Below are 25,175 nucleotides of genomic sequence, written 5' to 3'. Positions count from 1 at the left end.
CATGACATTGCCTAAATTAGCCGTTAAGCGCCCTGTATCGGTTCTGATGTGCGTGCTGATGCTTCTGGTGTTTGGAATTTCCTCCATCTTCGGGATGGAGATGGAATCCACGCCTGAAATGTCCATGCCTGTCTTCATGATTATGACCCGCTACGAAGGCGCAAGCCCCGAGGAAGTGGACGAACTTATTACCGATGTGGTCGAATCGGCGCTCTCCTCGATCAGCGATGTCGAATCCATGACCTCCACTTCCTCGGAAGGTTCGTCGAGGACGACGCTGGAATTTGGCTACAACGTGGATATGGACGAAAAATATGACGACATCAACGAAGCCCTTACTCGTCTGAATCTGCCGGATTCCGCCGACGACCCGACCATTATGGAAATGAAGATGGACTCTTCCTCCATCATGACGCTGTCCATACAGGCTGAATCCAACAACAACATCTACTCCTATATTGAAAATACCATTGTTCCCGAGCTGGAACGGATCAACGGCGTATCCTCCGTTGATATGCGCGGCGGCAAGCAGGAATATGTCAAGGTGGAGCTCAATGAAGAAAACATGGAGCAATATGGGCTGACAATGAACGACGTCGCCAATGCCATTTCTTCCGCAAACTTCACCACAACCGCGGGTGACATCAAACGCGGCGACATTTCCCTCACGCTGCAGGGCGGCGTAAACTATGATCAATATGAGGATTTGGTCAGTATTCCGATTTCCCTTGATTCCGGCGATATCATTCACGTTTCCGATGTTGCCGATGTCAGTATGGCGCAAAAAGAAAGCTCCTCCATCAGCCGCTATAACGGCATGGAAAATATCAGCATTTCCGTCTCCAAGAATCAAAGCGTAAATACGGTAAAAATCTGCAACGAAATCAAAGAAAAGGTTGACGAGCTCAATCAGGCGGGTCTCGGCCTCGCTGTCACCATTACCGACAACAGCGGAGAAACAATCTACGAAAACATTATGAACGTCGTTTCCACGCTCATACAGGGGCTTTGCCTGTCCATGCTGGTGCTGCTTCTGTTCCTCGGAGACTGGCGCGCGGCTCTGATTGTCGCCACTTCCATGCCGTTATCGGTCTTTGCCGCCCTGGTGCTCATGAGCGCTTTCGGTATGACGCTCAACATTATGTCCCTGGGCGGGCTTGTGGTCGGCATCGGTATGATGGTGGATAACTCCATCGTCGTGCTCGACAGCTGCTTTAGGGCGCGAAATGAAATCCGAACCTTTGAGCAGTCCGCAATAGAAGGCGCGAATCTCGTCAACGGTTCGGTCATTGCTTCCACCATCACAACAATCGTCGTCTTCCTGCCGATCGCCCTGATGGACGGCATGGCCGGGCAACTGTTTAAAGAAGTCGGTTTTACCATCGTCTTTTCCATGACCGCTTCCCTGATTTCTGCCCTGACGATGGTCCCTCTGCTTTTTGTGCAGTTTAAGCCGGTTGAAAAAGAGCAGTCGCTGATTAACAGATTCCTGCATAAACTGGAGACTGTCTATTCCCGGTTTCTCGGTTCGGCGCTGAATCATAAATTTACCGTCATTATCATCGCAATTTGCATCCTTGCAGGAACCGTGCTCATGTACACGCGGATTGATATGGAATTAATGCCATCCTCAGACGAGGGCTCTGTCAGTATTACAGTGACAACAAAGACCGGCCTGAATATCGAGGAGACCGACAGCATCATGAAACAGATCGAAAAAATCGTATCCGAGCAGGATGATATTGAAAGCTATTCTATGCGCGGAAGCAATGGATCTGCAACAATTACCGCTTATCTGAAGGAAGGCCGCTCCATAAGCACGGACGATTTCGTCTCCCTGATGAGAAAAGAGACCGCCAATATTGAAAACTGCAGCATTGATGTCAGCCAGAGGCGCAGCATGTCTTTCGGATCGTCCGGTGTGCAGATCAATGTGACAGGTTCGAACCTTACCACACTGGGAGAGGTTGCCAATCAGATCAAAGATCTGATGGCCGGCTTTGACGGGATTCAATCGGCAACCACCAGCCTGTCGGACGGAAGCCCGCGCGCGGAAATCGTGGTGGACCCGGTTGAGGCTGCCGCCATTGGCACAACCCCGTCGGCAGTGGTCAGCACCGTCAAAAACATGATATCCGGCATCAATGCAATGTCCCTCCAGGAAAGTGATGAGGAGTATTCCGTCATGGTCATGTATCCCGAGGACCGCTTTGACGATGTCAGCGACCTTTCCGGCCTCATGATTAAAACCAAATCCGGCGGGCACGTTCCGCTGACGGATGTGGCCTCGATTGTTTATAACAACAGCCCTGCTCAAATCAGGAGAAGCGACGGGGATTATCAGGTTTCGATCACAGGCACCACCGTTGTAGGCGCATCCGCCACCCAGCTTTCCAACCAGATCATGGTAAGCGTGCAGCAGCTGTCCCTTCCGGACGGCGTCGAGATTGCCGCCGGTGGAAACATGCAGACGATGAACGACGAATTCAGCAAGATCTTTAACGCACTTGCGATTGCAATTTTCCTTGTATTTGTTGTGATGGCAATGCAGTTTGAGTCGATGCGGTTTTCACTTGTGGTCATGCTTTCCGTTCCCTTCGCCATGACCGGTGCATTCCTGGGACTTCTGCTTACCGGTCAGTCCATCAGCATGACTTCTCTTATCGGTTTGATCATGCTGGTAGGTATTGTGGTCAACAATGCCATCGTGCTCATCGACTATACCAACATATTGCGGCACGATCAGGGTATGACGGCCCGCGAGGCTTTGATCTTCTCCGGCAAAACCCGTCTGCGCCCGATTCTTATGACCACACTGACAACGATCCTCGGACTGATGCCGACTGCTTTGGGAATCGGCGGCGATGTGGAAATGATGCAGTCGATGTCGGTTGTCGTCATCGGGGGGCTCAGCGTCTCCACGCTGATCACGCTTGTGCTTGTTCCTACCGTTTACCTGCTGTTTGACGGCGAAGACCGCCGCAGAAAGGGGCACACAACAGGCAGGCGCTCCTTGTTCAGAAGAAACCAGCGTGAACAGCAGCAAACCAGCTCTGAGACCCCTCTCCCCGAAGAATTCCGTTAATCGATTCATGAAAAAATGCCCGCACGCAGCGGGCATTTTTATTTAGCTTGTGAAAGCGTAAATCTACTTTATCGAATAAAGACGCAAAAAAAGATACAGCCTAAGGCTGTATCTTTTTTCTGGAGCTTGTAGTCGGACTCGAACCGACGACCTGCGCATTACGAATGCGCTGCTCTACCAACTGAGCCATACAAGCAGGCGATATAACATGAATGCATGATCAACAAAAACCCGGATATTCTGACACGATTCCAGCCCCGCCGTTTCAGTTGCTTAAATAGTATAGCACCGGCAGAGCGAAACGTCAATATCCTTTTTTCATCATAACTTTTTTGTTGACGCGGCGTGCGATGAGAAGTAAAATATAGAAAGTCCGGCAAAAGTTTAACAGACTAGGAGGTGCCGCAATGCTTTTGGCCATCGATATCGGTAACACCAATATGGAATTCGGCGTATTCAAAGGCTCGGAAATCATGGCATCATTTCGGCTCGGAACCAATCGGGATATTACTTCGGATGAGGTGGGGCTCTTTGCGAGTCAGTTTTTTCTCAACAACCACATTGACCGGACAGATATTGACGACATTATCATCGCTTCCGTTGTGCCGCAGGTAATGTATTCGGTTACGAATGCAATCAAAAAATACTTTTACAATAAAGTGCCGCTGGTAGTCGGAGACAACATTGATCTGGATATCATCAATCTCTATGATAACCCCGGCGACGTCGGAGCAGACCGCCTGGTGGCAAGTATCGGAGCGCATCATAAATACGGCGGACCGCTGATTGTCGTCGATTTTGGAACCGCAACCACATTTGACGCAATCGGCAAAAATGGGGAATATCTCGGCGGCGCCATCTATCCCGGCATTAAAATTTCCATGGACGCACTGTTCAACAAAACGGCCAAGCTTCCAAGAGTCGAGCTGGTGCGTCCGGAACGGGTAATCGGGCGCAATACCATTGTAAGCCTGCAATCCGGAATCGTAAACGGCTACGTGGGGGCGGTTACCCATATCATCAGCCTGATACAAAATGAACTGGGAGCCAGTGCCCGCATAATCGCAACAGGCGGTCTGGCAAGGCTGATTGATGACGCATCGGACGTTTTTGAAACCATTGACCGTTCCTTGGTGCTCGACGGTCTTCGGATTATCTATGATCGATATCAGGAGAACCACTGAATTTCAGTAGGCCGCTGCTATCTGGCAGCGGCTTTTTTATACAGAATAAAAGCGGCTGTTAAAACAGCCGCCTAAATCATTGGAGAGTTGCGGGGCTGATCAGACCCCACGATTTTAAACTGATTTTTAAGGAGGGATTGGTTTGAACTATCTGAACCATGACTATATTATAACGGGAAGAAAACCAAAAGTCCTCCTTTTTAGATTACAAATCCATTACAATCCGGTAACAAACGCAAGACAAAAATGACAAAAAGGTTACATGGCCTGATCAACTGATGTAATCTTCAATCAGAGCAGTCAATTCCTCATACGTTTCAACCCGCACCCCTTTTTCCAGTGCTTTCTGATCTGCTGCGGGAAGAGTGCGCACATATACATCAAATACCATATCCGGTTCCACCAGGTCGGTGGTAAAGACCGCAAGCTTTCCCTCATAAGTGCGCAGCAGATAAGGGTAACCGGAAGTATTCTCTGAGGCCGGCGGCTCAGGCATGCTGGACGGCACCAACTCAATAGGAACCTCCTGCGGAAGCGCGTATGCCGCGCCGATGGTGATGAGCGAAACGACGATAATTCCAACCAATATGAGCAAAATAGCATTACGCATGGATAACACCTCTTTAATCGCGGTGAGTCTTTTACAGTATTTTGGGCATTGAAAAGGCAAAATATGCAAAGCAAAAAAATCGTTTAAAAATTCCTAACACTTTAAATAGAGTATGTGGTATACTATAAGATATGTAAAATTCAGAGTTTTGCGCCTTTTACCTTTTTTCTGTTAGACAAGGAGGATTCTATCCAATGGGATCTCATAAAAAACGAACTGCCGGCAGCGCCGTAAAAGACACGTTTGCCAATATCGGCCGTGTGCTTGCTGCGCTGATTATGGTCGGCATCATTACCGGCTGTATCGTAGCTGCGGTATTGACCGTCTATGTCCTGCGTTACATTAATTCTGACGAACAAATCAACCTGACTGACCTGAAACTGAACTATACAACCATCCTGTATGCGGACGACCCTGCGACCGGTGAGCCTTACGAACTTAAGCGTCTGCATTATGAGCAGAACCGCATTTGGGTTCCGTACGATCAGATTCCGGAACATATGGTAGATGCATTGATTGCAATTGAAGACAAGCGTTTCTGGCAGCACCACGGCGTGGACTGGAAGCGCACCACCGGTGCTTTCGTCAATCTGTTTGTCCCTATCTATCCTACACAGGCCGGCGGTTCCACCATCACCCAGCAGCTGATCAAAAATATCACCGGTGACGATGCCTTTCGTATTGAGCGAAAGGTACAGGAAATTTTCCGCGCGCTCAACCTTGAAAAGCACTATTCCAAAGAGCAGATCCTGGAAGCCTATCTGAATACCGTTTATTATTCCAACAGCTGTTATGGCGTACAGGCAGCCGCCAATACCTATTTTGGCAAGGATGTCAGCGAACTCACACTCGCTGAATCCGCTTCTATTATCGGCATTACCCAGTTCCCCGGAAAATATGACCCGTTTGCGTATCCCGAATATAATAAAGAAAGACAGGAAGATATCCTCTACCAGATGCTGGAGCAAGGCATGATCACGCAGGATGAGTATGACGAAGCCGTCGCGGAAAAACTGGTTTTCCAAAAGGATGTTGCTTATCAGGCGATCAACAGCACACAAAACTATTTTATTGACCATGTGATCGAAGAAGTCCTTGCAGATCTGCAGTCTGAAAAAGGATTTACGAGACAATACGCTACTCAGCAGTTATACAGCGGCGGCTACCGCATTTATACCACAATGGATGAAAAAATGCAGAACTATGTGGAGGAATTTTACAGCGATGTCGCAAATTTCCCCCGGGTATCCAATGAAACCTATCCGCAGTCCGCTTGTGTAATCACCGATTTGAATGGCCGTGTGCTGGCTCTTGCGGGCGGAATCGGTGAAAAGGAGTACGACCGTTCCTTTAACCGCGCCACGCAGGCGCTTCGCCAGTGCGGGTCCTCCATCAAACCGATTGCCGCCTATCTGCAAGGAATCGAAAACGATGTGATTACCTATTCTACTGTAATAGAAGACAGCCCTATTACCCTTCCCGACGGAACCAAATGGCCGTCCAACTATTACGGAAGCTATCTCGGCCCGTCCACGGTGGACACGGCGATCCAGAAATCCATTAACACCATTCCTGTCAAAATCATTGAAATGGTTACTCCGCGCCGTGCCTTCGACTTCTTAAAGGATAAGCTCGGATTTGATTCCCTCGTGGAACGGGAAGTCGTTAACGGACAGGTCGTGGGCGATGTCAACCTGTCGTCAATGGCGCTTGGCGGTATGACGCACGGCGTCACTGTCATGGAAATGGCGGGCGCCTATCAGATCTATGGCAACGGCGGCTACTTTACAAAGCCTTACGCCTATACCAAGGTGCTTGACGCAAACGGTGATGTCGTGCTGGAGAAGGATACGACCCCCCGCCGTGTCATATCGGCGGAAACCGCCACGATTGTGAATAAGCTGATGCAGCGCGTTACCAGGGGCCCGATGGGTACCGGTGCCGCCGCGCCGTTCTCCGCGATGCCGGTTGCCGGTAAAACGGGAACCTCCTCCGAAGATATTGACCAGTGGTTCTTAGGTGTTACCCCTTATTATGTCGGTGCTTTCTGGATGGGATATGATAACGACGACGGTGTACCGCAAACCATCCGCTACACCGGTCTTCCCTACCCGCCTCCGCTTCTTTATAAATCCGTCATGGGGCATCTCCATGAAGGACTGGAAGTCAAGCAGTTCCCTGTCTGGGGCGATGTAGTGGAGAAGACCTACTGTGCGGAAAGCGGCGAACTGGCGGTGGACGGCTGTACCAAGACACTCACCGGATGGTATAAATCCACCAACATTCCTCCGGAGTGTTCTCTGCATTCCGGTATCGTAGATTCGAAGGATCTTGACGACATTGACGATCTGGATGATTTGGACAGCGACGGAATCATTTACAGGGATAAAAACGGCAAAGTGATACGACGCTCAAGGAGCGGTTTGATTATCGCGAATGATGACTGATAAAAGGGGCGGAATCCCGGGATTCCGCCCCTTCTTTATTCAATCAACAAACAGCTGAATAATACGGTATATTTGGCGGTCAAAATACGCGGGAATCTTCGCGCTGTCGCTGCTGTCATACACAGCGGCTGCGAATTCGGGCCGTTCCGCATCTACAATGGTGATTCCTTCCGCCTTGAACTGCTGAATCAGGTCTCTCTCTTTTTCACGCCAGTCTTCTTCCATCTCTGCAATCAGGCCCGCCGTCGCCTCTTTTAAAACGGCCTGCTCATAGTCGCTCAGCCGGGCGGCTGTCTGCGCATTGGCAAGCAGCCATATCGGGGCAATTGCGTGGCTGGTTCGGATTAAAAACAGGCCCTGAGGGTCTGCAAGCAGTTCCGAAACCTGCTCAAGCGTCAGTTCCGCCGCGTCAACCCTGCCGATCAGCTTTCCGCTCTGATCCTTTACTTCCTGCTTGCTGTTAAACGCACTCACCACCGGCTGAGCCGAAGAAGCGGCAATAACGGTCCCAAACATTTGAAAAACATTTACATTCCCGGTTTGGCCGACATCTGCCGCCAGAATTAATTTTTTAAAGTCAGACGGTATTCTGAGCAGCCCTTTGTCCGTTACAATATAGCGGCTTCCGTTATAAATTGCCGCCATTGGGGTCAGATCCCCGGGCGCAAGTTTTCTTGTCAAAATTCCTGCCATCTCCGCGGAATTCAGCGCCAGACTCATATGCGAGGCATCATCATAAAGGAACGGCAGCGATAGCATTGCGAAAACATCGTCGGCCCGGGCAGCCTGCGCACTGGAAAGAAACGCCAGATCGCAGCCGCCTTGTGAGAGACGGCCTGTATCGGTCTTTGCTTCTTTCACATCAATTTTCAGCGCGCCCCCGCTCAGCTTTTCAACCCGTTTTGCGAATGCTCCGCTTTCGGACAGAACGTCTGCTCCAAGCCCGCTGTCCACTTCCATCACCAGCGTTTTGCCTGCCGGCGCAGGTGCCGCCTCATCCTTGGGTTTTGCCGGTGAGCAGGAGCACATCAGCAACCCGCTCATCATAATCGCCGTCGCTTTTTGTTTCACAGCCTTCATGCATCCACCCCGTCCGTAATCCGATTAACTGTCTTTTTTATTGTTTTTTGCCCTGATCAGCTTGTGGAGCTCATTAGTTAATTCTTCCTTCTGCTTCTTGTTCGCTTCTTTCCGATCTGTATCATCTTCAGCCCCGGAAGAGCTATCTTCTGAGGAAGAAGTCTCTTCCTCCTGCGAACTTGCCGCCTCCGGCGGGACATAAGGCACATAAGGCTGATGGCGCATGTTGTCAATGCAGCGGATATGGTAAGGTGTGCAGGCGGCAAAGCTGTTGTTTGCAAAGATCAGTTCATTAATTCCGTGCTCCTTGATAAACTCGACGGAAGCCAGCTGGAAATACCGCTGGTCGACGATATAGACCTCCTCGTAATGGTTGATCAGGTACGGCGCAAACGCATTCCCAAACGACTCCTTTACGATCATAATCTTCCTGCCGTTGTGAATGTCGGTCTTTACCTGAATCAACGGGTAATCGCCGGCAAGAAACACCGAGTAGCTGTTCGGGCTTTTGGCATATTCGGCCCACAGCGAACAGGGCACCCCGTAATAGGGAGAATTCCGTGCGTAGAGCAGCGCCTGATAGGACTGCGGGAAAATAAAGTACTCCACATAATCCGGGTTTTGCAGCAGGGTGGAATCCTGCGTCTGCGCGTACATCGTCCCGATGAAGTTGTCAAGCCGCCTTGTTTCACAGTCCTCCAGCCGGATCGGTGTAAAACCGGCCTGCTGACAGAATGCCTGATAGGCGTAATATGCCCCCCTCGCCGTCCAGTGATGGTCGGTTCGGAAGTACAGGTATTCGTCCGTGTGCTGTTGCAGTTCCGAATAGGCGTCCACTTTCTTCACATTGCTGTCCAGCGCGTCATAGATGATATCCATCGTTCGTTTCTGGGAAGCGGTGAGATCGCGGTACTTGTCCGGTACATAGAATTCGATCGCGGTCGGAATGATCATATCATAAACCTGAACGCCGGGCAGTTCCCGCTGATAGGTGTTCACAACGTCCGCGTACCAGCGGGCCATCTGATCGCTTCCGCCAAACAGGGACATTGCCATCCCTTTATAGACAAACATCCCGTTGCTAACCGGCCCAACCGTTTCATTTTCCGTTGAAGGGGGGGGTGGGGCAATGCTGCTTGCTTCACTGGAAGAAGATTCGGTTTCGTGCGTTTCCGGAACCGAGGAAGCCGGCGCCACGACATCCACCTGCGGCTGGGAAGGGATGTCCTGCGTTTCGCCGCCGGAAGGGGCGACAATGCGGACATTGTCCACCCGGATTCCGCGCTGTTCGTTCAGAACCGCCGACAGGCTTACAAACTGGTCCCGCATTGGGAAAGTATCCGCGTAAAAAGTCTCTATGTCCCGGGTCAGTTTCCCATGGAAAAGGCTTTCAGTGGAAAATTTGGGCATCCGCGCGAGAGCGCGCTTTTCCACCGCGGAGGTCACCGGCTTCGGAAACAGCAGGGAACCAAGAAAAAAGAAAGCAATCACGCCAAGAATGACTGCAATATTCACGGCGGAAATCCTGTGCAGCCGTCCGGTTGACAGTTTCAGCCGCACCAATTCATAGTAGCGTTCCCGCTCTTCCTCCGCGCCTGGCTTTCTCGAAGGGCCGGATGCAGGACGATAACGGTAATTTTCTTTTTCTTCTTTCATGCCCCGCCCTCCTTTCCGAAAAGTCAGAACCGATAATAAAGGAATGGATTATAGCTTTGCCCTACCAGCATAGCGGTTGAAGCGGTCAGCAGTATAACATTGACCGCTGTCTGGCAGATCAGAACGATTGAAAGCTGATTTTCATTGAACCATTTGGATACAAAAGACTTGACCAATTTAACAACCGGGGCGCAGAACAGAACCGCCGCCGCCAGCCAGAACAGATTGTTGACAAGCGCGATTTCCACCCGGCTGTCCCATAACGGGGCGCCCCCGAACAGAATCCGCAGGAACTGCCCCAGCCTTTTCATGTCGGTGAAATAGAACAGGACCCAGCCCAGCGCCGCCAGGAGCAGCAGGTAAAGGTGGCTGAAAAACGCGGGTATCCGCTCCAGCACCTGATGCAGAAATTTCTTCTCAAGTGCAATCAGCGCCCCGAAATAAAGCCCCCAGAGAATGAAGTTCCAGCTCGCGCCATGCCACAGCCCCGTAAGGAACCAGACAACCGCCAGGTTCAGATACTGGTGGCGGCGGTTGCCCCCCAGCGGGATATAGACATAGTCACGGAAAAAACTGCCGAGTGAGATGTGCCACCTCCTCCAGAATTCCGTGGCGGATCTGGAAATATACGGATAATTAAAATTCTCCCGATAGTGAAACCCGAATATGCGGCCGAGGCCGATTGCCATGTCCGAATAGCCGGAGAAATCATAATAGATCTGAAGCGAAAACAACAGTATCCCAAGCCATGCGCCCGCCACCGTCAGCCCGGCCAGTTCCCCATCCAGATACTGGGAGGCCAGATCTCCCGCCGTATTCGCAATCAGTACTTTTTTCGCCAGCCCAAAGATAAAACGGGTCAGCCCCTCGGAAAATCCGGCGGCATTTGTCGTGCGCGTACGGATTTCGCGGTCAATATCCCGATAACGCACAATCGGCCCCGCCACCAGCTGATGGTACATGGAAAGGTAGAGCAGATAATAAACCGGGTTTGTCTGCGCTTTAGTATCCCCGCGATAAACATCGATCACATAAGAAATCGTCTGAAATGTGTAAAAAGAAATTCCAATCGGAAGCGCAAAAGAGGGTACGGAAAGCTGAGTGCCGAAAACTGCGTTGAGATTCCGCACAAAAAAGCCGCTGTATTTAAAAGTTCCGAGCAGCGACAGGTTCACGACCAGCGAAGAAAGAACGGCGGCCTTTGCCAGCCATGTACCGCGGTACCGCTCAATCATCCTGCCGTGCATGTAGTCGAATGAAGCTGAAAAAAGCAGCAGCATTACCCAGACCGGTTCTCCCCAAGCATAGAATACAAACGAGAAAGCAGCCAGCACCAGGTTTCGCCAAACAATCTTTTTGGACAGAAAATAGAGTAAAATATTCAGCGGCAGGAACAGATAAATAAACAGCAAATTTGCAAAAACCATGTTGACTCCTAATACATTTAGTATTTTTATGCAAATGATTTACTTTTTGCAAACCCATTTTTCACGATTCAATACCCTTTATTATACACAGTTTTTGCAAAATAATAAAGCATTTCTTTCCAGCCATTGAATTTTAGCGGAAAGTAAGATATGATATGGTGTAATATTTTTTCAAAAGAAGGATGTAAGACATGGTTCATCTGAAACCGGAAAAACGGGCTGTCCTGCTAATGGTCATCTGCTCATCGCTTTGGAGCATCGCCGGAATCTTTATCAAGCTGATTCCGTGGAACCCGCTGGTCATCGCCGGCTGGCGCAGCCTGTTTTCGGCGGCCTGTGTGCTTGTCTATCAGCGTTTCACCGGGCAGACCTTCCGTCTCAACCGCGCATCCATCCGCAGCGGGATTTTTCTGGCGGTCACTTTTTTGCTGTTTGTTTCCGCAAATAAGCTGACCACGGCGGCCAACGCGATCGTTCTGCAGTTTACCGCCCCTGTTTTCATTTTAATTTTGTCGGTCCTTTTCCTGAAGCAAAAGGTTACCCTCCCCGACCTGCTGACTGTGCTGTTAACCATGGGCGGCATCTCCCTGTTTTTCTTCGACCAGCTCTCACCCGGCAACCTGTTCGGCAACTTTGTCGCCATCGGGGCCGGCTTTTCGATGGCGGCCATGTACCTTGCCACCGGGAGCACCGACGAGGAGAGCCGCATGAGCGGTATCCTTCTAGGGCACCTGTTCACGGCGGCAATCGGCATTCCGTTCCTGTTTGTCTATGAGACGCCCGTGACAATGCCTGCCGTTCTCAGCATTCTCACTCTGGGGATTGTCCAACTGGGCATCCCGTATCTGCTTTACGGCATCGCAGTGAAAGACTGCCCGCCGCTGGCCTGTTCCCTTTTGGGAGCAATTGAACCGCTGCTGAATCCGGTCTGGGTGTTCCTGTTTACAGGGGAACGCCCCGGCGTGTTTGCGCTTCTGGGCGGCGCTGTGGTCATTGCCACAATTACCGTCTGGTGCGTTTGGCGGGACCGCTATGCCCTGCAAACCAACGGTTGAAAATCTTGGGTTTCATTTGACTATTGCATACGGGTGTTGTATAATTTTTGAGATAATACTGCATGATAATGACAGATGAATTGAAGTAAAGCGGGGGTCGAAATGTCAAACGAAATCAACGAGGCAAACCCAGTCAGCGAAATCAACGGGGAAAACGGGACAGGCTATGTTGTCAACTCGGAAAAAACAGAAATTATTACGGTGAACGGTGTCGGATACCGCCGTCTTTGTATTAAAACGCACGTGATCACCGACAAGGACAATATTGTCGAAGTCGTTAAGAAATATGCCTCTCCCTTAATTGAAGAAGGCGACATTGTTTTTATCACGGAAAAGGCGGTAGCCTGCACGCAAAAGCGCGCCATTCCGATGGAGGAGATTCATCCGCGTCCGCTGGCAAGGTTTTTGTGCAAGTTCGTCCTGAAAACACCGTATGGTATCGGCCTCGGTATTCCGGAAACGATGGAGATGGCCCTCCAGGAATGCGGCACCATCCGGATTCTGTTTGCGGCGGCGGTTTCGGCCATCGGCAAGCTGTTCCACAAGCGCGGCTGGTTTTATCAGATCGCAGGCTATAAGGCGCGCAGCATCGACGGGCCCTGCCATTTTACGCTTCCGCCCTATAACCACTATGTCGTGCTGGGGCCGGACAGGCCCGATGAGGTCGCCGCGGAGATTGCGGCCGCTGTCGGCACGCAGGTGGCCATCACCGATATCAACGATCTGGAAGGCCAGATTCTTGGCGCTTCCGACCGGTCCATGGGCCGGGATCTCCTGTGCAAAATCCTGAAAGATAACCCGCTCGGGCAGTGCAGTGAGCAAACCCCGATGGGAATTATCCGAAAGGTAAGCTGATGTTGAAACGGCTGCGGTTTGTACCGCAGCTGTTTTTGATTGTTCAGTTGGGGCGTTCGCCCACCTGCCCCATCAGTTGTTCCACTGCGTGCCTGAGGCTGGCGCTCTCGGGATGTTCCAGCATGGGATCAACGCTCAGCAGCTGCGTTGCCGCCGCCTGCGCATCCCGCACCAGGTCAAGGTCTTCCGTCAGATCTGCAATGCGAAGCTGGGGCAGCCCGTGCTGCTGATGGCCGAGAAAATTTCCCGGCCCGCGGGTTCTCAGGTCATATTCCGCAATTTCAAATCCGTCGTTGGAACTGCACAGCATCTGCAGGCGGCTGACTGTATCCGGATTGCGGCTGTCGGACACGAGGATGCAATGGGACTGTTCCTTTCCCCGCCCTACCCTGCCGCGCAGCTGATGCAGCTGGCTCAGTCCGAACCGTTCGGCATTTTCGATCATCATGATCACCGCATTGGGGACGTCAACGCCTACTTCCACCACGGTCGTGGAAACCAAAATCTGTATTTCGCCGTTTTTGAATCCGGCCATAATCTTTTCCTTTTCAGCGGCCTTCATCCTGCCATGCAGGAGCCCCAGCGTGTAGCCTGAAAACGCGCTGGAGCCCAGCTCCACCACGTAACTGGACGCCGCCTGCAAGCCGGTGTTTTCCTCCCCGTCCTCGACCAGCGGGCAGACAATGTAAGCCTGCAATCCCCTGTCAAGATGCTGCCGGATAAACCCGAACGCCCGTTCCCGTTTGGAAGAACTGATCTTATAGGTTTTCACCGGCTTTCGGTTGGGCGGAAGCTCGTCAATCACGGAGATATCCAGCTCCCCGTAGACCATCAAAGCAAGCGTTCTGGGAATCGGTGTGGCCGACATCACCAGCGTATGCGGGTGCTCGCCTTTCATCTGCAGCGCCGCCCTCTGCGCCACGCCGAACCGATGCTGTTCGTCCGTCACGACAAGCCCCAGCCGGCGGAATTCCACCCCTTCGGAAAGCAGCGCGTGGGTTCCCACGCAAAAATCCACTTCACCGTGAGACAGCCGCTGGTAAACTGCCCGTTTCTGTGCCGCGGTCATAGACCCTGTCAGCAATTCTATTTTGACACCCAGTTTTTTGCAAAGCGGCGCCAGCCCTTCATAATGCTGGCGTGCCAACAGCTCTGTGGGCGCCATCATCGCTGACTGAGCCCCGGAAAGAAACGCGAAATAAACGCCTGCCGCCGCAACCATTGTTTTTCCGGAACCGACATCCCCCTGTATCAGACGGTTGGAGGGGATTGTCCGCTGCATATCATTGACCAGATCGCCGATTGCCCGAAGCTGTGCGTCTGTCAGCGTAAACGGCAGGGCATCATAGAAGGGTTGCAGGGAATGTGGCTGCATAGCCGCCGCGCGGCATACTTTAGTGTGGGTTTTTAATGCTCCGATGCCTGCAGCGAGTATGAACAGTTCCTCAAAAATCAACCGCCTGCGCGCCCGCTCCAACTGTTCCAGGCTAGTTGGAAAATGGATAGAGTAAACCGCTTCTTTGATGCCAATGAGATGATGAGGCAGCCGTACTGTTTCCGGCAATACCTCCGGCAGCCGCAGGTTCAACTTCAGCGCCCGTTTCATCAGCCCTGAAATCATCCCCCCGGTCAGGCCCGCCGTAAGCGGATAGACTGCCATAAACGGGTGTCCTGAATCTGCGGGATATACCAAGGGGGTTGTCATCGACCGGCGATTGCGCGAACCCTCTGCCCGCCCATAAAATAAATAAGGGGTATCGTACTCCAACTTTTCCACCAGATACTTCGTATTAAAAAAAGTCAGCTCCAGCACACCCGAATCGTCGGCGGCTGTAACTTTATACAGTTTCATTCCGCTGTGCAGCCGTATTTCGTTCGACTTCCGGATAACCGTTGCTAAAACCGCACATACTTCATCGTAAGGCGCTTCCGCGATTCCGCAAGGTGAAGACAAATCAATGTATCCGCGCGGATAATGTGACAATAGATCACCCAAAGTCATGATCCCCAATTTTTTCAGCAGCTCAGACCGATGTGTGCCCACGCCTTGCAGCTCTTGCACACTGCTTTCCCATGTAAGCATGCACCTGCCTCCCAAGTTCTCGAATATATGTTCTTAGCATAGCTCATTCTCTTCCATTTGTCACTAGAATTCCCACGAAAAGAAAAAATTCCAAAAAAAATAGAAGTTGGAGGTTGACAACCCCCATCCTCTTTGCTATAATAATCAAGCGTCATACAGAAACCTACGCAAAATACGACATGATCCATTAGCTCAGTTGGCAGAGCACCTGACTTTTAATCAGGGTGTCCGGAGTTCGAATCTCCGATGGATCACCATCCTTGTGGGGGTGTAGCTCACCTGGGAGAGCGCTTGAATGGCATTCAAGAGGTAGTCGGTTCGATCCCGATCATCTCCACCACCTGTGGAAAAGAACTTGACCATAAAGTTCAAGTTCTTTTCTTTTTTCAGATATTTAAAAAAATATTAAATATTCAACAAATTTGTTGTTGACATTTAACATTGCATATGATATTATATATAAGCGCTCATCGCTAGGGTGTGTACAAATTAGTCTGATATATCGCGGAGTGGAGCAGTCCGGTAGCTCGTCGGGCTCATAACCCGAAGGTCGTAGGTTCAAATCCTGCCTCCGCAACCATCATAAACCCGCTTGGCTAGCCGCCTCGCGGGTTTTTACTTTTATTTCCAGCACATTAAATTTAAAGATTTAGCGCACATTTGGCGCACAAGTCATAAAAAATGAAGCAGGTGCAACCTTTTTTAGTTGAAGGTCACACCTGCTTTTTGTCTTATCCGATTTCTTTTTTGGGCCTTAAAATGGCATCTGCTATGCACTCGCTGGCTCGTTCGTCAGCTTGTTTAATAATATGCGCGTAAATATCTGTCGTAGTTGATACTTTGGCATGTCCCAACCGTTTCGAAATCGTGATGCTGTCCATTCCGCCGTAATACTCTTGGCATACCAGCTGAAGCCCCCCTTCAGTGCTACTCTTTTAAATCATCGTCTACAGAATAAAAAATTTTCTACCGATACTAATGCGTTCTCCCCGGCACGTGGAGCGGAGTAGTCATTCCCCATTTTCTTGACGCACACACATCCAACTCGAAGTTGCCCGGCATCTTGGGGATGTTGATTCATGCGATTGAATAAGGATTTTGCTGGCGAAAAACAGCAGACGCTGAGAATCCCGTGCCCGGATGGTTGGAACCAATCTAATAATCGTACAAATAAAAAAAACAATTAAACAAATACAGTTTTATATTAATTGAGTATAATTTAATCGCGTGGTTGAATCTGATTGTGCAGAATGCATATTTCGAAATCTGAGCATCCGGTGCAATCCATGTTGGTAATGCCGCAGCCGGCGGCGTTATGATAAATAAAAGAAAGTTGTAGAAGGAGAATTCAAATGAAAAAGTCACGTAGCATGAAACTGTTCTCTGCGATTCTATGTGGTGCGATTCTTCTGAGCGCAGCAGGCTGCGGCTCGTCATCCTCTCCGGCATCTTCCGCTCCTGCCCCCGCGTCCTCTGCGGCAGCAATTTCCACCCCTGCCGCAGAAAAACCGCAGGGCGAAGCAGTCAGCCTCCTTTATTCTACCCACTCGGTTGGTACAGCTACTTATAATATCGCGGCGGGACTCGGTCAGTTGTGGGAAAATTATCTGCCGGAAGGCTCAATGGTAGATGTTCAGCCAACCTCCCCGGGCGGCATGGGAGCCCCTTATCTGTTTGCGGACGGATTAGCGGACATTGCGTTTGTGAACGGTGCTCCGGCAAAGTGGGCCTATGAGGAAGGGGTTCTCGGAAAGCCCGCCACGCAGGAATTCCGCGGGCTGATCGGCTCCCTTACCGCTGTCGGAGCCGTCAACTTCATGACGCAGGCGTTCCTTGACAAATACAGCGTGACCACGTTTGAAGAGGTCATTGAAAAAAAGCTCCCCATCCGCATCGGATGCAGCCCCAAAGGCTCGATGGATGAAAAAATTCTGGAAATGCTTCTGGAGTATCTGGGGGTTACCTATGATGATGTGAAATCGTGGGGCGGCGACATCGTACATGGTGGCGGTTCCGATCTGGCAGCAATGGTCAAGGACGGAAAACTGGACATGATGCTCGACCAGACCTCTGCCCAGTCCTCCACAATGACCGAGATCGCGATGACGGCAAAAATTAAATTCACCCAATGGACCGACGAAACGCTTGATTGGTTTACAACCCAGGGCTTTGAGCGTGTTGTCCTGCCGGCCAACTCGTTCAGCGGCCAAACCGAGGACATCATCCTCGCCGGCAGCCCAGACTGCATCTACGTAGCCAAAGACATGCCGGATGACGTCGCATATGCGCTTGCCAAGGGAATGTGTGAAAATCGCGATGAACTTGTTCGGCAATATTCCTCGCTTGCGCCGTTCGATCCTCCCTCCTGCTGGAAACCCGAAAAGCTTGGCAATGTTCCGCTGCATTCCGGCGCTGAAAAGTACTTTAAGGAATTGGGTTATATCAAATAATTCGTACGTCACCGGAGGGGGCTGTTCTAGGAGCAGCCCCCTCTCCAAAACAACCAAAGATATTTTTGAGGTGTAGAAATGTTTAAAAAACTTAAACAAACCATTGCGGAGGCGACAGCCGAAGGCGCATCCGCGACTGCTGCAACACCCTCCGACATCACTCCCAAAGGAAGCCAGACGACCGGACTGTACTGGATTATCGCCGGTATCTCCATTGTCTTCCTGCTTTATCAACTATACATGGGGCTGGTCCGACCGTTGCCTCCGTTTATCGCAGGCCCGATTCACCTGTGCCTTGCCCTAATTATAACGATTCTGAGCAAGCCCTTGGCCGCAAAAACAAAAATGAAATGGACATGGACAATTGACCTTCTCATGGTCGCATGTATTACATTTATCGGGTTTTATTTTATTACAAACCTTGACCGGTTGACCTACCGCATTATGATGGTGGATAAAATGCTTCCGGTTGACCTGTTCTGCTCGCTTGCCCTGCTCGTCATCATCATGGAAATGGTTCGGCGTACCCTGGGCATGAATCTGTTTATTTTTATCCTGCTGTTTATTGCCTACGCTTTCTTGGGGCAGTATCTTACCGGACCGTTCCGTTACAGCGGCATGACCTGGCAGCAATTTGCCGAAATGCTCACGCTTTCCACAGACGGTATTTTCGGCTCCCCGCTTTCCACCTCTGTGAACTCCCTGTTTTACTTCCTGCTGTTCGGTGCGTTTTTTGCCACCTGCGGCGGCGGAGAGGTGTTGATCGACTGCGGCATGAAACTGAGCGACAAAACAGCCGGAGGTCCCGCTAAAGCAGCCGTGGTTTCCAGCGGCCTGATGGGGATGATCAGCGGAAGCGCGGTCGCCAATGTAACCACGACCGGTGTCTTAACCATACCGCTGATGAAAAGGGCCGGTTACACACCGGAGCAGGCCGGGGCCGTTGAATCGGTGGCCTCCACCGGTGGGCAGATTATGCCCCCGATCATGGGTGTCGGCGCGTTTATCATGGCCGAAATGATCGGAATCAGCTATGCGAATATTGCGCTTTCCGCGACGATTCCCGCGGTTGCTTATTATGTTTCGGTATTCCTGCTTGTACATTTTATCGCGAAGAAAAAGAAACTGAAAAACGAAGATAAGGCTGCAGTGAAATATGAATGCACACCGATCATTCCCCGGCTCTACCGGTTGCTGCCGATCATCGTAGTGGTAACCATGGTATTTACCGGTCTCTCTCTGACCACTTCCGCACTCGCCGGCACCGCGTTGTCAATCATCGTCAGCATGTTTTCAAAACAGACCCGCATGACCTTCTCCAAGCTGATCGACGCGTTAATTGACGGCATCAAGCAGGCGGCGGCCATCGCCATTCCAACCGGCGCCTGCGGCATCATGATTGGGATCGTGGTGCGTTCCGGCGCGGCCAACAAGCTTTCCAAAATCATTGCCGCAGTGGGAGGCTCCAACGTAGCCGTAGCGCTCGTCATCGCAATGATTGGCTGCCTGCTGTTAGGTATGGCCCTTCCGACGGTCGCGGCGTATCTGATTGCGAATATTCTGTTCTGCCCGAGCATCATGGCGCTTGGCGTTCCATCCCTGCCCGCGAATATGTTCATTTTCTACTTCGGCGTTATTGCGCAAATCACCCCTCCCGTTTGCCTTGCATCCTTTACCGCGGCGGGTATTGCGGGAGCAAACTCCTGGAAAACCGGATGGACAGCATTCGGCTACGCCCTGGTAGCTTTCCTGGTGCCGTACGTATTTGTCTTCCAGCCAGCGATTCTGCTGCAGGGAACCATCACGGAAATCCTTTTCACTTCCGCGATTGTGGCGGTTGGCACCATTTTTCTGTCTGCCAGCATGGCGGGGTATATCTTCACCTCCATTGACAGCAAAATTATCCGGATCCTTCTGGGAATCTGTGCTGTGTTTATCATTATTCCGGAATCGATTACCGATGTCATTGGGGTAATTGGCGGCTTCATAATCATTACTTTCTGTTATCTAAAATCCCGCAAGGAAAAATCCGCAAGCACTACGGCTTAGGATACCGTCACGCAAAGTCCGTGCGGAGCACCCGTTCGGACAGGTATCCGCGGCAGTAGATGCGGCGATTCTTGAAACGCTCAAAATCCACCTCTTCATCTAATCTTCCAATTCCAAGCCCCGCGTTTGATCGCGGGGCTTGCGTGCGTAAAATACAAAAAACAATGTTTAAATAAACAAAAAACCCGAAAGCACGCGTGCTTTCGGGGCTCTCAGGAAACAAAGAATTTGGCATCTGAGACGACCTTACAGGTTGTCCCGTTCCGGCGGTTCCAGCAGTTTGGCGACAACATCCCGCAGGGTCGTTTCATCCCCCACATTCCCAGGAAAGATAATAAATGGCATATCCGGAAAACGGCAACCGACGCCGGTCATCCAGACCGGAACGCCCGGAGAAATCTGCCCCATTACCGAAACGCGGTTTATGTTCAGCGCGCCGGAAATGACGTCGCTTGCCGTGGTCCCTCCTTTGGCAAGCAAAAAAGCTGGTGGCGTGTGGATGGAGGATACGATCTGCGTAATAGCCTTTGAAATTTTTGAATGAAGTACAAGCTGCGACTCATGGACAGACTGGCCTGCATCAACGCGTTTGCGCCGGGTATGCAGGACAACCGTATGCCCGTTTGCAATCCCATTTTCGGTCAATACTATGACCCGCTCCAACTCCTTTTCCAACTGGCCGGGTGTGTCCTCAACCAGATGCTGGTTGAATTCGATGAATAAAACAGGCAGGCGGCTCAAATGGAGCATCTCAAGCTGGAGCGTCGTTTTTTCGGAAGGAGAAGCCACAACCACAAGGCCGCCGTTGGAATGAAGGCCCTGTATCAGCTGCACCCGGCGCAGAAGTGGTTTATCCGGTATCCCGCCGAGCGCTTTGGTCAGGGATGCAGCCGAGCGGAATAGAAAGGTCTTTCCTCGCCCGACCGCAACGGAATAGGCGCACAAGAAAGTTTCCAGGTCGCTGTAATCCACTGCGTTTACAATAATCTTATTGAAATCCGCCGCCTGCTCCAGCTGCCATACAATCTGTTTGGTCGAAAAATGGCGCAGGCTTTCCAAGGTGATATAGATCATATCAGCGGCTTTATAACGACCGTTTGTCTTTTCCTCGCACCACTCGCCCAAATGGGAGCTGGTATAGGGGAAAAGCGTATCCCGCGCGAATTCGGTACCAGAAACCGGTACAAAACTATCACCGTCTTTCACATAATGGACATTGTCCATTGTGATACGGCCGCCCTCGCTGAAAAAAGGAACGATAATTTCCCCGTCAATTTTTTGCCCGGTTAGCTGTTCCATTTCCTGTCGCAGGGCCTCGGTTTCATAAGGATAATGACCGCGCAGCGTGGAGTCGCTCCGGCTAATGATAATGTATTTTCTTCCGCATTCTCTGGAAACCGCAACAATATTGCGCGCAATTTCCCGGTGCACCTGTTCGGCCCGGGCACGAGTAAAACTGCGGGAATTTGTAAGGACAAAGAACATCTCACCTTTTTCTGCGAATCCCTGCCGGATTGCGGGAATATCCCAGTCGGTATAGATCGAAACCCCATGCACGGCCTGCATGCCGGTCGGATCGTCGTCCAGGACGATGATCTTTCGGTCCAGTTCCTTGAGCCTGCTTTGCAGCACCGCCCGAATCAGGGTCGGATCCTGTGCAGAATGCTCGGGTAGGGTTTGCGTGAGAAGAGGTGTATCCGGATTCATGCTCCACCTGCTTTTGTAAATTTTTGTTCCTGAAGATACCCGGTTTCCTTCGGGGCTCCCGCGCTTTCACTCGCGTCCAGCGTGCGCAGCGGGATCTCAAACTCGCCCGAGGGGGTGTGCGCGTTATGCTGGATGTTGATGCTGATGTTTACGCTGGTACGGTTGCTGTAAATCCTCGGCGAAATGCCAAGGATTTTTTTAAACAGACGGCTGAAATAATGTACGCTTTCAAAACCGAGCTGTTCGGAAATCTGCGTGATGTTCAGGTTTGTGGAAAGCATCAGCTTTTGGGACATCTCGATTTTTTTCATGTTGATATATTTGTTGGGGGAACAGCCCACGCATTCCTTGAAGTATGTGGAAAAATAGTTTTCACAGTACCCGCACATCTGAGCAAGCTGGGAAACACGGATATCACTGCAAATGTTTCGCTCGATATAGTCCAGCGCCATTTTGATGTTTCCCTGCCGGACGTCGTTGGAGGTGTTAAAGAAGTGATCGGTCAGATCCTGCGGGCTGACCATAAAAATTCCGTTTTTCTCCCGGCGCAGAATGCGTATCAGAAGCTCGAGCATATGGACATTAATGATATCCTCCGACAGTTCCCGCCTAAGCACCGCTTCGTTGAAAATATCTTTCAGGAGAGTGTCCTCATAACCGGTTACGCTTTTGACGCAGTACCCAGTCCTGCATAGCTTTCGGGTCAGTTCCTCCCCGGCGGTAAATTTCAAATCAAACGCGTTGAATTCATCGACGCCATAGATTGCGTGGACAATTTTCGGCGGCACCATAATCAGCATTCCCTTTTCCGCAATCAGCCAATGCCCGTCCACCAGGATCCTGCCGACGCCGCTGAGCGCGTATATATAGTGAAAATAGCTGTGCGTATGGCTTGGAATGTAGGTATTGGCCGACTTTTTTTCCTTAACCACGCGATGTACCGTTATATCATATCGCATAGGATCTCCTTTTTGGGTACGGCAGGATATGGGTGCAGGCTGCCAGAGTTCCATACAAGTACCGCAAACTCCGGTTCGCGGCCGGGCAACCCCCATTTAATTTATCATACCGTTTTCCGGCAGAAAAGTATATGCATTCATTTTTTATAAAGTTGTACAAATTTATGATTTCCCCCAGAAAAGGGAAAGCGCGCGTGAAACGGCCTCACTGACAAATTCCTGCTGGCGCAGGGAAAGTACTGCCAAATGCGGCTTTTCCGTATGCAGGAGCTCCGCTGTTTTTTCAATGACAGAACCGGAAATCTCAGTATTTACATTAATTTTGGTAATTCCCCGTTCGATACACGCGCGAATTAGAGAATCCGGCGTATCCGATCCCCCGTGCAGAACCAGCGGGGCGGCAACCTGCTTTGCAATTGCTTCCAGAATATCCAGACGGATCTGCGGAGCCTTGCGGTAAAGGCCGTGCACCGTACCGATTGACACCGCCAGCGCATCGCAGCCGGTGGATTCTGAAAATTCGTGCGCCTGCTGCGGGTCGGTGTAGGTTTCCCGGTCCTCTTCGGAGCCCTCATGGGACTCATTGCCAGCGGCAAGGCTGCCTAATTCGGCCTCGACGGTAATGCCGTGTGCATGCGCCATTTTGCAGACCTCCCGGGTAATCCGCAGGTTTTTCTCATACGACAGGGCGGAACCGTCGAACATGACCGATGAAAAGCCCGCGCCGATGGCGGCTTCAATCACCGGGAGGCTGCTACAATGGTCCAGATGCAGACAAACCGGAAACGGATGCTGCCGGCTCAGAGAATCGGTAACAGCGTAAATGTCGGAAAGGGACATATTCGCCAGATACTTCTCGCCAAATGCAACGATAACGGGCGCTTCGAACGCCCGCGCCGCTGCCAGAATTCCTTTGACGGTTTCGTAGTTGTAGGCGTTAAATGCACCGACCGCGCTCTTTCTCTCCCGGGCCTGGTGCAACATTCTGCTCATGTTTTCCATTTATGATCCTCCTGAACGGCATGCAATATGCTGTCAAAGTTTTTTTCACAGTATCATTTCCCCTAGGAAAAGTCAAATAATTATTTTAGCCAGGATAAATAAAAAAGCAGCGTCTGCAATCTAATAAAACAGCAAAAGAACAAAAAAAACGTGCAAAGACCTTCGCGGGCCAATGAATTATAATGAACTCAAACATCGAATTGCAGGGAGGAACACGCTATGGACTTTTTACAGAGAAGCGCGGTAAACAAAAGCTGTCTGCCTGGACGCGTCATTCAGAATGTTGTCGGCAAACAGTATCCGATTGAGAGCGGAAAGATGACCGTTTGCTTCGCGCATTATTCTGCCGAAAGCGGACCGATGGAGCCTCACAATCACGCGGAGGAAACAGTTGTGGTTCTCAGCGCGGAGAACAGCTATGTTCTGTGGGGTTCCTCCAAGGACTGCCTGGAACACAAGCAGGTGCTCCAGACCGGCGATGTGATGCACTTTGCGGAGCTGGAATGGCATGTATTCCAATACGAAAAGGGCGGACATCTGGACGCCCTGTGCATCTACGGTCAGGTTGACAACATCCGTCCCGAAGAGATTCAAAAAAATTAAAACGGAAAGGAACTGCCGATTATGTCTAAAAACATTATCGGGGTAATTCCCCCGATCATTACCCCTGTCGACGAACAGGAAAGGGTAGATGAAAAGGCGCTGCGGCTCCTCATCGACCATTGCATCGAAAATGGAATCCATGGAATTTTTGTGGCCGGCTCCAACGGAGAATGCCTCGCGCTGACACAGCAGGAACGTGACCGTGCCATCAAAATTGCGCTTGATCAGGTGGGCGGCCGAGTTCCGCTGATTGCCGGCGTTATGGACGCAAGTACACCGCGTGTTATTGAAAATATTAAACGGTTTGAAGATATGGGCGGCGAGGTTGCCGTCGTAACCCCTGTCTTTTACGCGCGCCATGCGACGCAGGACGAAACGGTGCGTCACTTTGAGGAAATTTCGAAGGCTACCAGCGCCAAGCTGATGATTTACAATATCCCGCCATTTACCGGCCAACTGCTGAAGGCTGAAACTGTTTTCAAAATCGCAAAAATCGATAAAGTAATCGGCTATAAGGATACATCGGGCAATTTCCCCGATTTTCTTAAATGCCTCCGGTATTTTAAAGGTACCGATTTTCTCCTGCATCAGGGCGCGACCAATCTGGCCCTGCCGAGCCTGCTGCTTGGCGCTGACGGCTATATTCCTTCCCTTGCCCCGCTTTTTCCAAGGCCGTATATCGAGCTTTATAACGCGGGTATCCGGGGAGACATCGAGCAGGCGAAGAAATGGGCCTACATTGTGGACGAAACCTGCAAAATCTATCCGATGGCAAAAAGCCAGACCGCTTCCACCAAGTATGCAATTAGCAAGTTGGGATTCCTCGATAAGCGCGTGATCCGCCCTACCGAGCCGATTACCGCCGAGGAAGAGCGTAACATTGACCGGAAGCTGGATGAGCTCAAAGAATATATAGCCTAAAA

General features: G+C 51.0%; 17 protein-coding genes and 4 tRNA genes. 12 read left to right on the top strand and 9 right to left on the bottom strand.

Going from position 1 to position 25,175, the window contains the following annotated elements; all coding sequences use genetic code 11:
• The first annotated feature begins 1 nt into the window (after position 1).
• A complete protein-coding gene (locus C1A10_RS13345; RefSeq protein ID WP_101910724.1) occupies positions 2 to 3,085 on the top strand; it encodes an efflux RND transporter permease subunit in 3,084 nt (1,027 codons plus the stop codon).
• Positions 3,086 to 3,205: 120 nt separating this feature from the next.
• Here the strand turns inward: C1A10_RS13345 and C1A10_RS13340 are convergent.
• Positions 3,206 to 3,281, bottom strand: a tRNA-Thr gene (locus C1A10_RS13340).
• A 211-nt stretch (positions 3,282 to 3,492) separates the two neighbouring features.
• On the opposite strand from C1A10_RS13340, the gene C1A10_RS13335 reads away from it, so the two are divergent.
• Positions 3,493 to 4,269 (top strand): type III pantothenate kinase, encoded by a 777-nt coding sequence (locus tag C1A10_RS13335; protein ID WP_101910723.1) that lies wholly within the window; start codon positions 3,493 to 3,495, stop codon positions 4,267 to 4,269.
• Positions 4,270 to 4,540: 271 nt separating this feature from the next.
• On the opposite strand, the gene C1A10_RS13330 is transcribed toward C1A10_RS13335, so the two are convergent.
• Positions 4,541 to 4,879 (bottom strand): BofC C-terminal domain-containing protein, encoded by a 339-nt coding sequence (locus tag C1A10_RS13330; RefSeq protein WP_101910722.1) that lies wholly within the window; start codon positions 4,877 to 4,879, stop codon positions 4,541 to 4,543.
• A 194-nt stretch (positions 4,880 to 5,073) separates the two neighbouring features.
• Between C1A10_RS13330 and C1A10_RS13325 the strand changes: the two genes are divergently transcribed.
• Positions 5,074 to 7,326, top strand: a complete 2,253-nt coding sequence (locus C1A10_RS13325; protein ID WP_101910721.1) for a transglycosylase domain-containing protein — start codon at positions 5,074 to 5,076, stop codon at positions 7,324 to 7,326.
• Between the two features lie 39 nt (positions 7,327 to 7,365).
• Here C1A10_RS13325 and C1A10_RS13320 read toward each other — a convergent pair whose 3' ends face one another.
• Genes C1A10_RS13320 through C1A10_RS13310 form a run of 3 tightly spaced genes read right to left on the bottom strand, consistent with a single transcriptional unit; the run spans position 7,366 to position 11,489 of the window.
• Complete coding sequence (locus C1A10_RS13320; protein WP_101910720.1) at positions 7,366 to 8,406, bottom strand: TRAP transporter substrate-binding protein; 1,041 nt, start codon at positions 8,404 to 8,406, stop codon at positions 7,366 to 7,368.
• Between the two features lie 24 nt (positions 8,407 to 8,430).
• The gene (locus tag C1A10_RS13315; protein ID WP_101910719.1) at positions 8,431 to 10,062 is read right to left on the bottom strand and encodes a DHHW family protein; all 1,632 of its coding nucleotides are present in this window, start codon (positions 10,060 to 10,062) and stop codon (positions 8,431 to 8,433) included.
• A gap of 23 nt (positions 10,063 to 10,085) precedes the next feature.
• Positions 10,086 to 11,489, bottom strand: coding sequence for an MBOAT family O-acyltransferase (locus C1A10_RS13310; RefSeq protein ID WP_101910718.1), 1,404 nt, complete (start codon positions 11,487 to 11,489; stop codon positions 10,086 to 10,088).
• Positions 11,490 to 11,680: 191 nt separating this feature from the next.
• Here C1A10_RS13310 and C1A10_RS13305 point away from each other — a divergent pair, with 191 nt between their 5' ends.
• Both C1A10_RS13305 and C1A10_RS13300 read left to right on the top strand, forming a co-directional pair.
• Positions 11,681 to 12,544 (top strand): DMT family transporter, encoded by an 864-nt coding sequence (locus C1A10_RS13305; protein WP_101910717.1) that lies wholly within the window; start codon positions 11,681 to 11,683, stop codon positions 12,542 to 12,544.
• 102 nt (positions 12,545 to 12,646) lie between these two features.
• A complete protein-coding gene (locus C1A10_RS13300) occupies positions 12,647 to 13,399 on the top strand; it encodes a coenzyme F420-0:L-glutamate ligase (protein ID WP_101910716.1) in 753 nt (250 codons plus the stop codon).
• 43 nt (positions 13,400 to 13,442) lie between these two features.
• Here the strand turns inward: C1A10_RS13300 and recG are convergent, their stop codons facing one another.
• The gene (gene recG, locus C1A10_RS13295; RefSeq protein WP_101910715.1) at positions 13,443 to 15,482 is read right to left on the bottom strand and encodes an ATP-dependent DNA helicase RecG; all 2,040 of its coding nucleotides are present in this window, start codon (positions 15,480 to 15,482) and stop codon (positions 13,443 to 13,445) included.
• Positions 15,483 to 15,663: 181 nt separating this feature from the next.
• Between recG and C1A10_RS13290 the strand changes: the two genes are divergently transcribed.
• The 5 genes from C1A10_RS13290 to C1A10_RS13270 all read left to right on the top strand — a co-directional run bounded on the left by C1A10_RS13290 (position 15,664) and on the right by C1A10_RS13270 (position 19,981).
• Positions 15,664 to 15,739: transfer RNA gene (locus C1A10_RS13290), tRNA-Lys, on the top strand.
• A gap of 7 nt (positions 15,740 to 15,746) precedes the next feature.
• Positions 15,747 to 15,822, top strand: a tRNA-Ala gene (locus tag C1A10_RS13285).
• 163 nt (positions 15,823 to 15,985) lie between these two features.
• Positions 15,986 to 16,062: transfer RNA gene (locus tag C1A10_RS13280), tRNA-Met, on the top strand.
• A gap of 772 nt (positions 16,063 to 16,834) precedes the next feature.
• Positions 16,835 to 17,932, top strand: coding sequence for a TAXI family TRAP transporter solute-binding subunit (locus C1A10_RS13275; protein ID WP_101910714.1), 1,098 nt, complete (start codon positions 16,835 to 16,837; stop codon positions 17,930 to 17,932).
• Between the two features lie 78 nt (positions 17,933 to 18,010).
• Positions 18,011 to 19,981, top strand: coding sequence for a TRAP transporter permease (locus C1A10_RS13270; protein ID WP_101910713.1), 1,971 nt, complete (start codon positions 18,011 to 18,013; stop codon positions 19,979 to 19,981).
• A gap of 246 nt (positions 19,982 to 20,227) precedes the next feature.
• Here the strand turns inward: C1A10_RS13270 and C1A10_RS13260 are convergent, their stop codons facing one another.
• From C1A10_RS13260 to C1A10_RS13250, 3 genes are all read right to left on the bottom strand, one after another.
• Positions 20,228 to 21,688 carry a four-carbon acid sugar kinase family protein gene (locus C1A10_RS13260; RefSeq protein WP_101910711.1) on the bottom strand — a complete coding sequence of 487 codons (1,461 nt, stop codon included), beginning with the start codon at positions 21,686 to 21,688 and terminating at the stop codon, positions 20,228 to 20,230.
• Complete coding sequence (locus C1A10_RS13255) at positions 21,685 to 22,647, bottom strand: AraC family transcriptional regulator (protein ID WP_180951139.1); 963 nt, start codon at positions 22,645 to 22,647, stop codon at positions 21,685 to 21,687. The genes C1A10_RS13260 and C1A10_RS13255 overlap by 4 nt, the downstream gene beginning before the upstream one ends.
• A gap of 162 nt (positions 22,648 to 22,809) precedes the next feature.
• Positions 22,810 to 23,649: a class II fructose-bisphosphate aldolase gene (locus C1A10_RS13250; protein WP_101910709.1), complete on the bottom strand. Its 840-nt coding sequence runs from the start codon at positions 23,647 to 23,649 to the stop codon at positions 22,810 to 22,812.
• 219 nt (positions 23,650 to 23,868) lie between these two features.
• On the opposite strand from C1A10_RS13250, the gene C1A10_RS13245 reads away from it, so the two are divergent.
• Positions 23,869 to 24,252, top strand: a complete 384-nt coding sequence (locus C1A10_RS13245) for a hypothetical protein (protein WP_101910708.1) — start codon at positions 23,869 to 23,871, stop codon at positions 24,250 to 24,252.
• A 21-nt stretch (positions 24,253 to 24,273) separates the two neighbouring features.
• Positions 24,274 to 25,173, top strand: coding sequence for a dihydrodipicolinate synthase family protein (locus C1A10_RS13240; RefSeq protein ID WP_101910707.1), 900 nt, complete (start codon positions 24,274 to 24,276; stop codon positions 25,171 to 25,173).
• The last annotated feature ends 2 nt before the right edge of the window (positions 25,174 to 25,175 follow it).

It is taken from the genome of Marasmitruncus massiliensis, assembly GCF_900186535.1.
Lineage (GTDB): Bacteria > Bacillota > Clostridia > Oscillospirales > Ruminococcaceae > Anaerotruncus > Anaerotruncus massiliensis_A.
Note: the sequence above shows the minus strand (reverse complement) of the source record. Positions and strands in the feature narration are given on the sequence as shown.

Coding starts and splice junctions, on each gene's coding strand:
- C1A10_RS13240 (WP_101910707.1), top strand. CDS start 24,274: ATGTCTAAAAACATTATCGGGGTAATTCCCCCGATCATTACCCCTGTC.
- C1A10_RS13345 (WP_101910724.1), top strand. CDS start 2: ATGACATTGCCTAAATTAGCCGTTAAGCGCCCTGTATCGGTTCTGATG.
- C1A10_RS13260 (WP_101910711.1), bottom strand. CDS start 21,688: ATGAATCCGGATACACCTCTTCTCACGCAAACCCTACCCGAGCATTCT.
- C1A10_RS13250 (WP_101910709.1), bottom strand. CDS start 23,649: ATGGAAAACATGAGCAGAATGTTGCACCAGGCCCGGGAGAGAAAGAGC.
- C1A10_RS13330 (WP_101910722.1), bottom strand. CDS start 4,879: ATGCGTAATGCTATTTTGCTCATATTGGTTGGAATTATCGTCGTTTCG.
- C1A10_RS13325 (WP_101910721.1), top strand. CDS start 5,074: ATGGGATCTCATAAAAAACGAACTGCCGGCAGCGCCGTAAAAGACACG.
- C1A10_RS13315 (WP_101910719.1), bottom strand. CDS start 10,062: ATGAAAGAAGAAAAAGAAAATTACCGTTATCGTCCTGCATCCGGCCCT.
- C1A10_RS13245 (WP_101910708.1), top strand. CDS start 23,869: ATGGACTTTTTACAGAGAAGCGCGGTAAACAAAAGCTGTCTGCCTGGA.
- C1A10_RS13320 (WP_101910720.1), bottom strand. CDS start 8,406: ATGAAGGCTGTGAAACAAAAAGCGACGGCGATTATGATGAGCGGGTTG.
- C1A10_RS13335 (WP_101910723.1), top strand. CDS start 3,493: ATGCTTTTGGCCATCGATATCGGTAACACCAATATGGAATTCGGCGTA.
- C1A10_RS13270 (WP_101910713.1), top strand. CDS start 18,011: ATGTTTAAAAAACTTAAACAAACCATTGCGGAGGCGACAGCCGAAGGC.
- C1A10_RS13275 (WP_101910714.1), top strand. CDS start 16,835: ATGAAAAAGTCACGTAGCATGAAACTGTTCTCTGCGATTCTATGTGGT.
- C1A10_RS13305 (WP_101910717.1), top strand. CDS start 11,681: ATGGTTCATCTGAAACCGGAAAAACGGGCTGTCCTGCTAATGGTCATC.
- C1A10_RS13300 (WP_101910716.1), top strand. CDS start 12,647: ATGTCAAACGAAATCAACGAGGCAAACCCAGTCAGCGAAATCAACGGG.
- C1A10_RS13255 (WP_180951139.1), bottom strand. CDS start 22,647: ATGCGATATGATATAACGGTACATCGCGTGGTTAAGGAAAAAAAGTCG.
- recG (WP_101910715.1), bottom strand. CDS start 15,482: ATGCTTACATGGGAAAGCAGTGTGCAAGAGCTGCAAGGCGTGGGCACA.
- C1A10_RS13310 (WP_101910718.1), bottom strand. CDS start 11,489: ATGGTTTTTGCAAATTTGCTGTTTATTTATCTGTTCCTGCCGCTGAAT.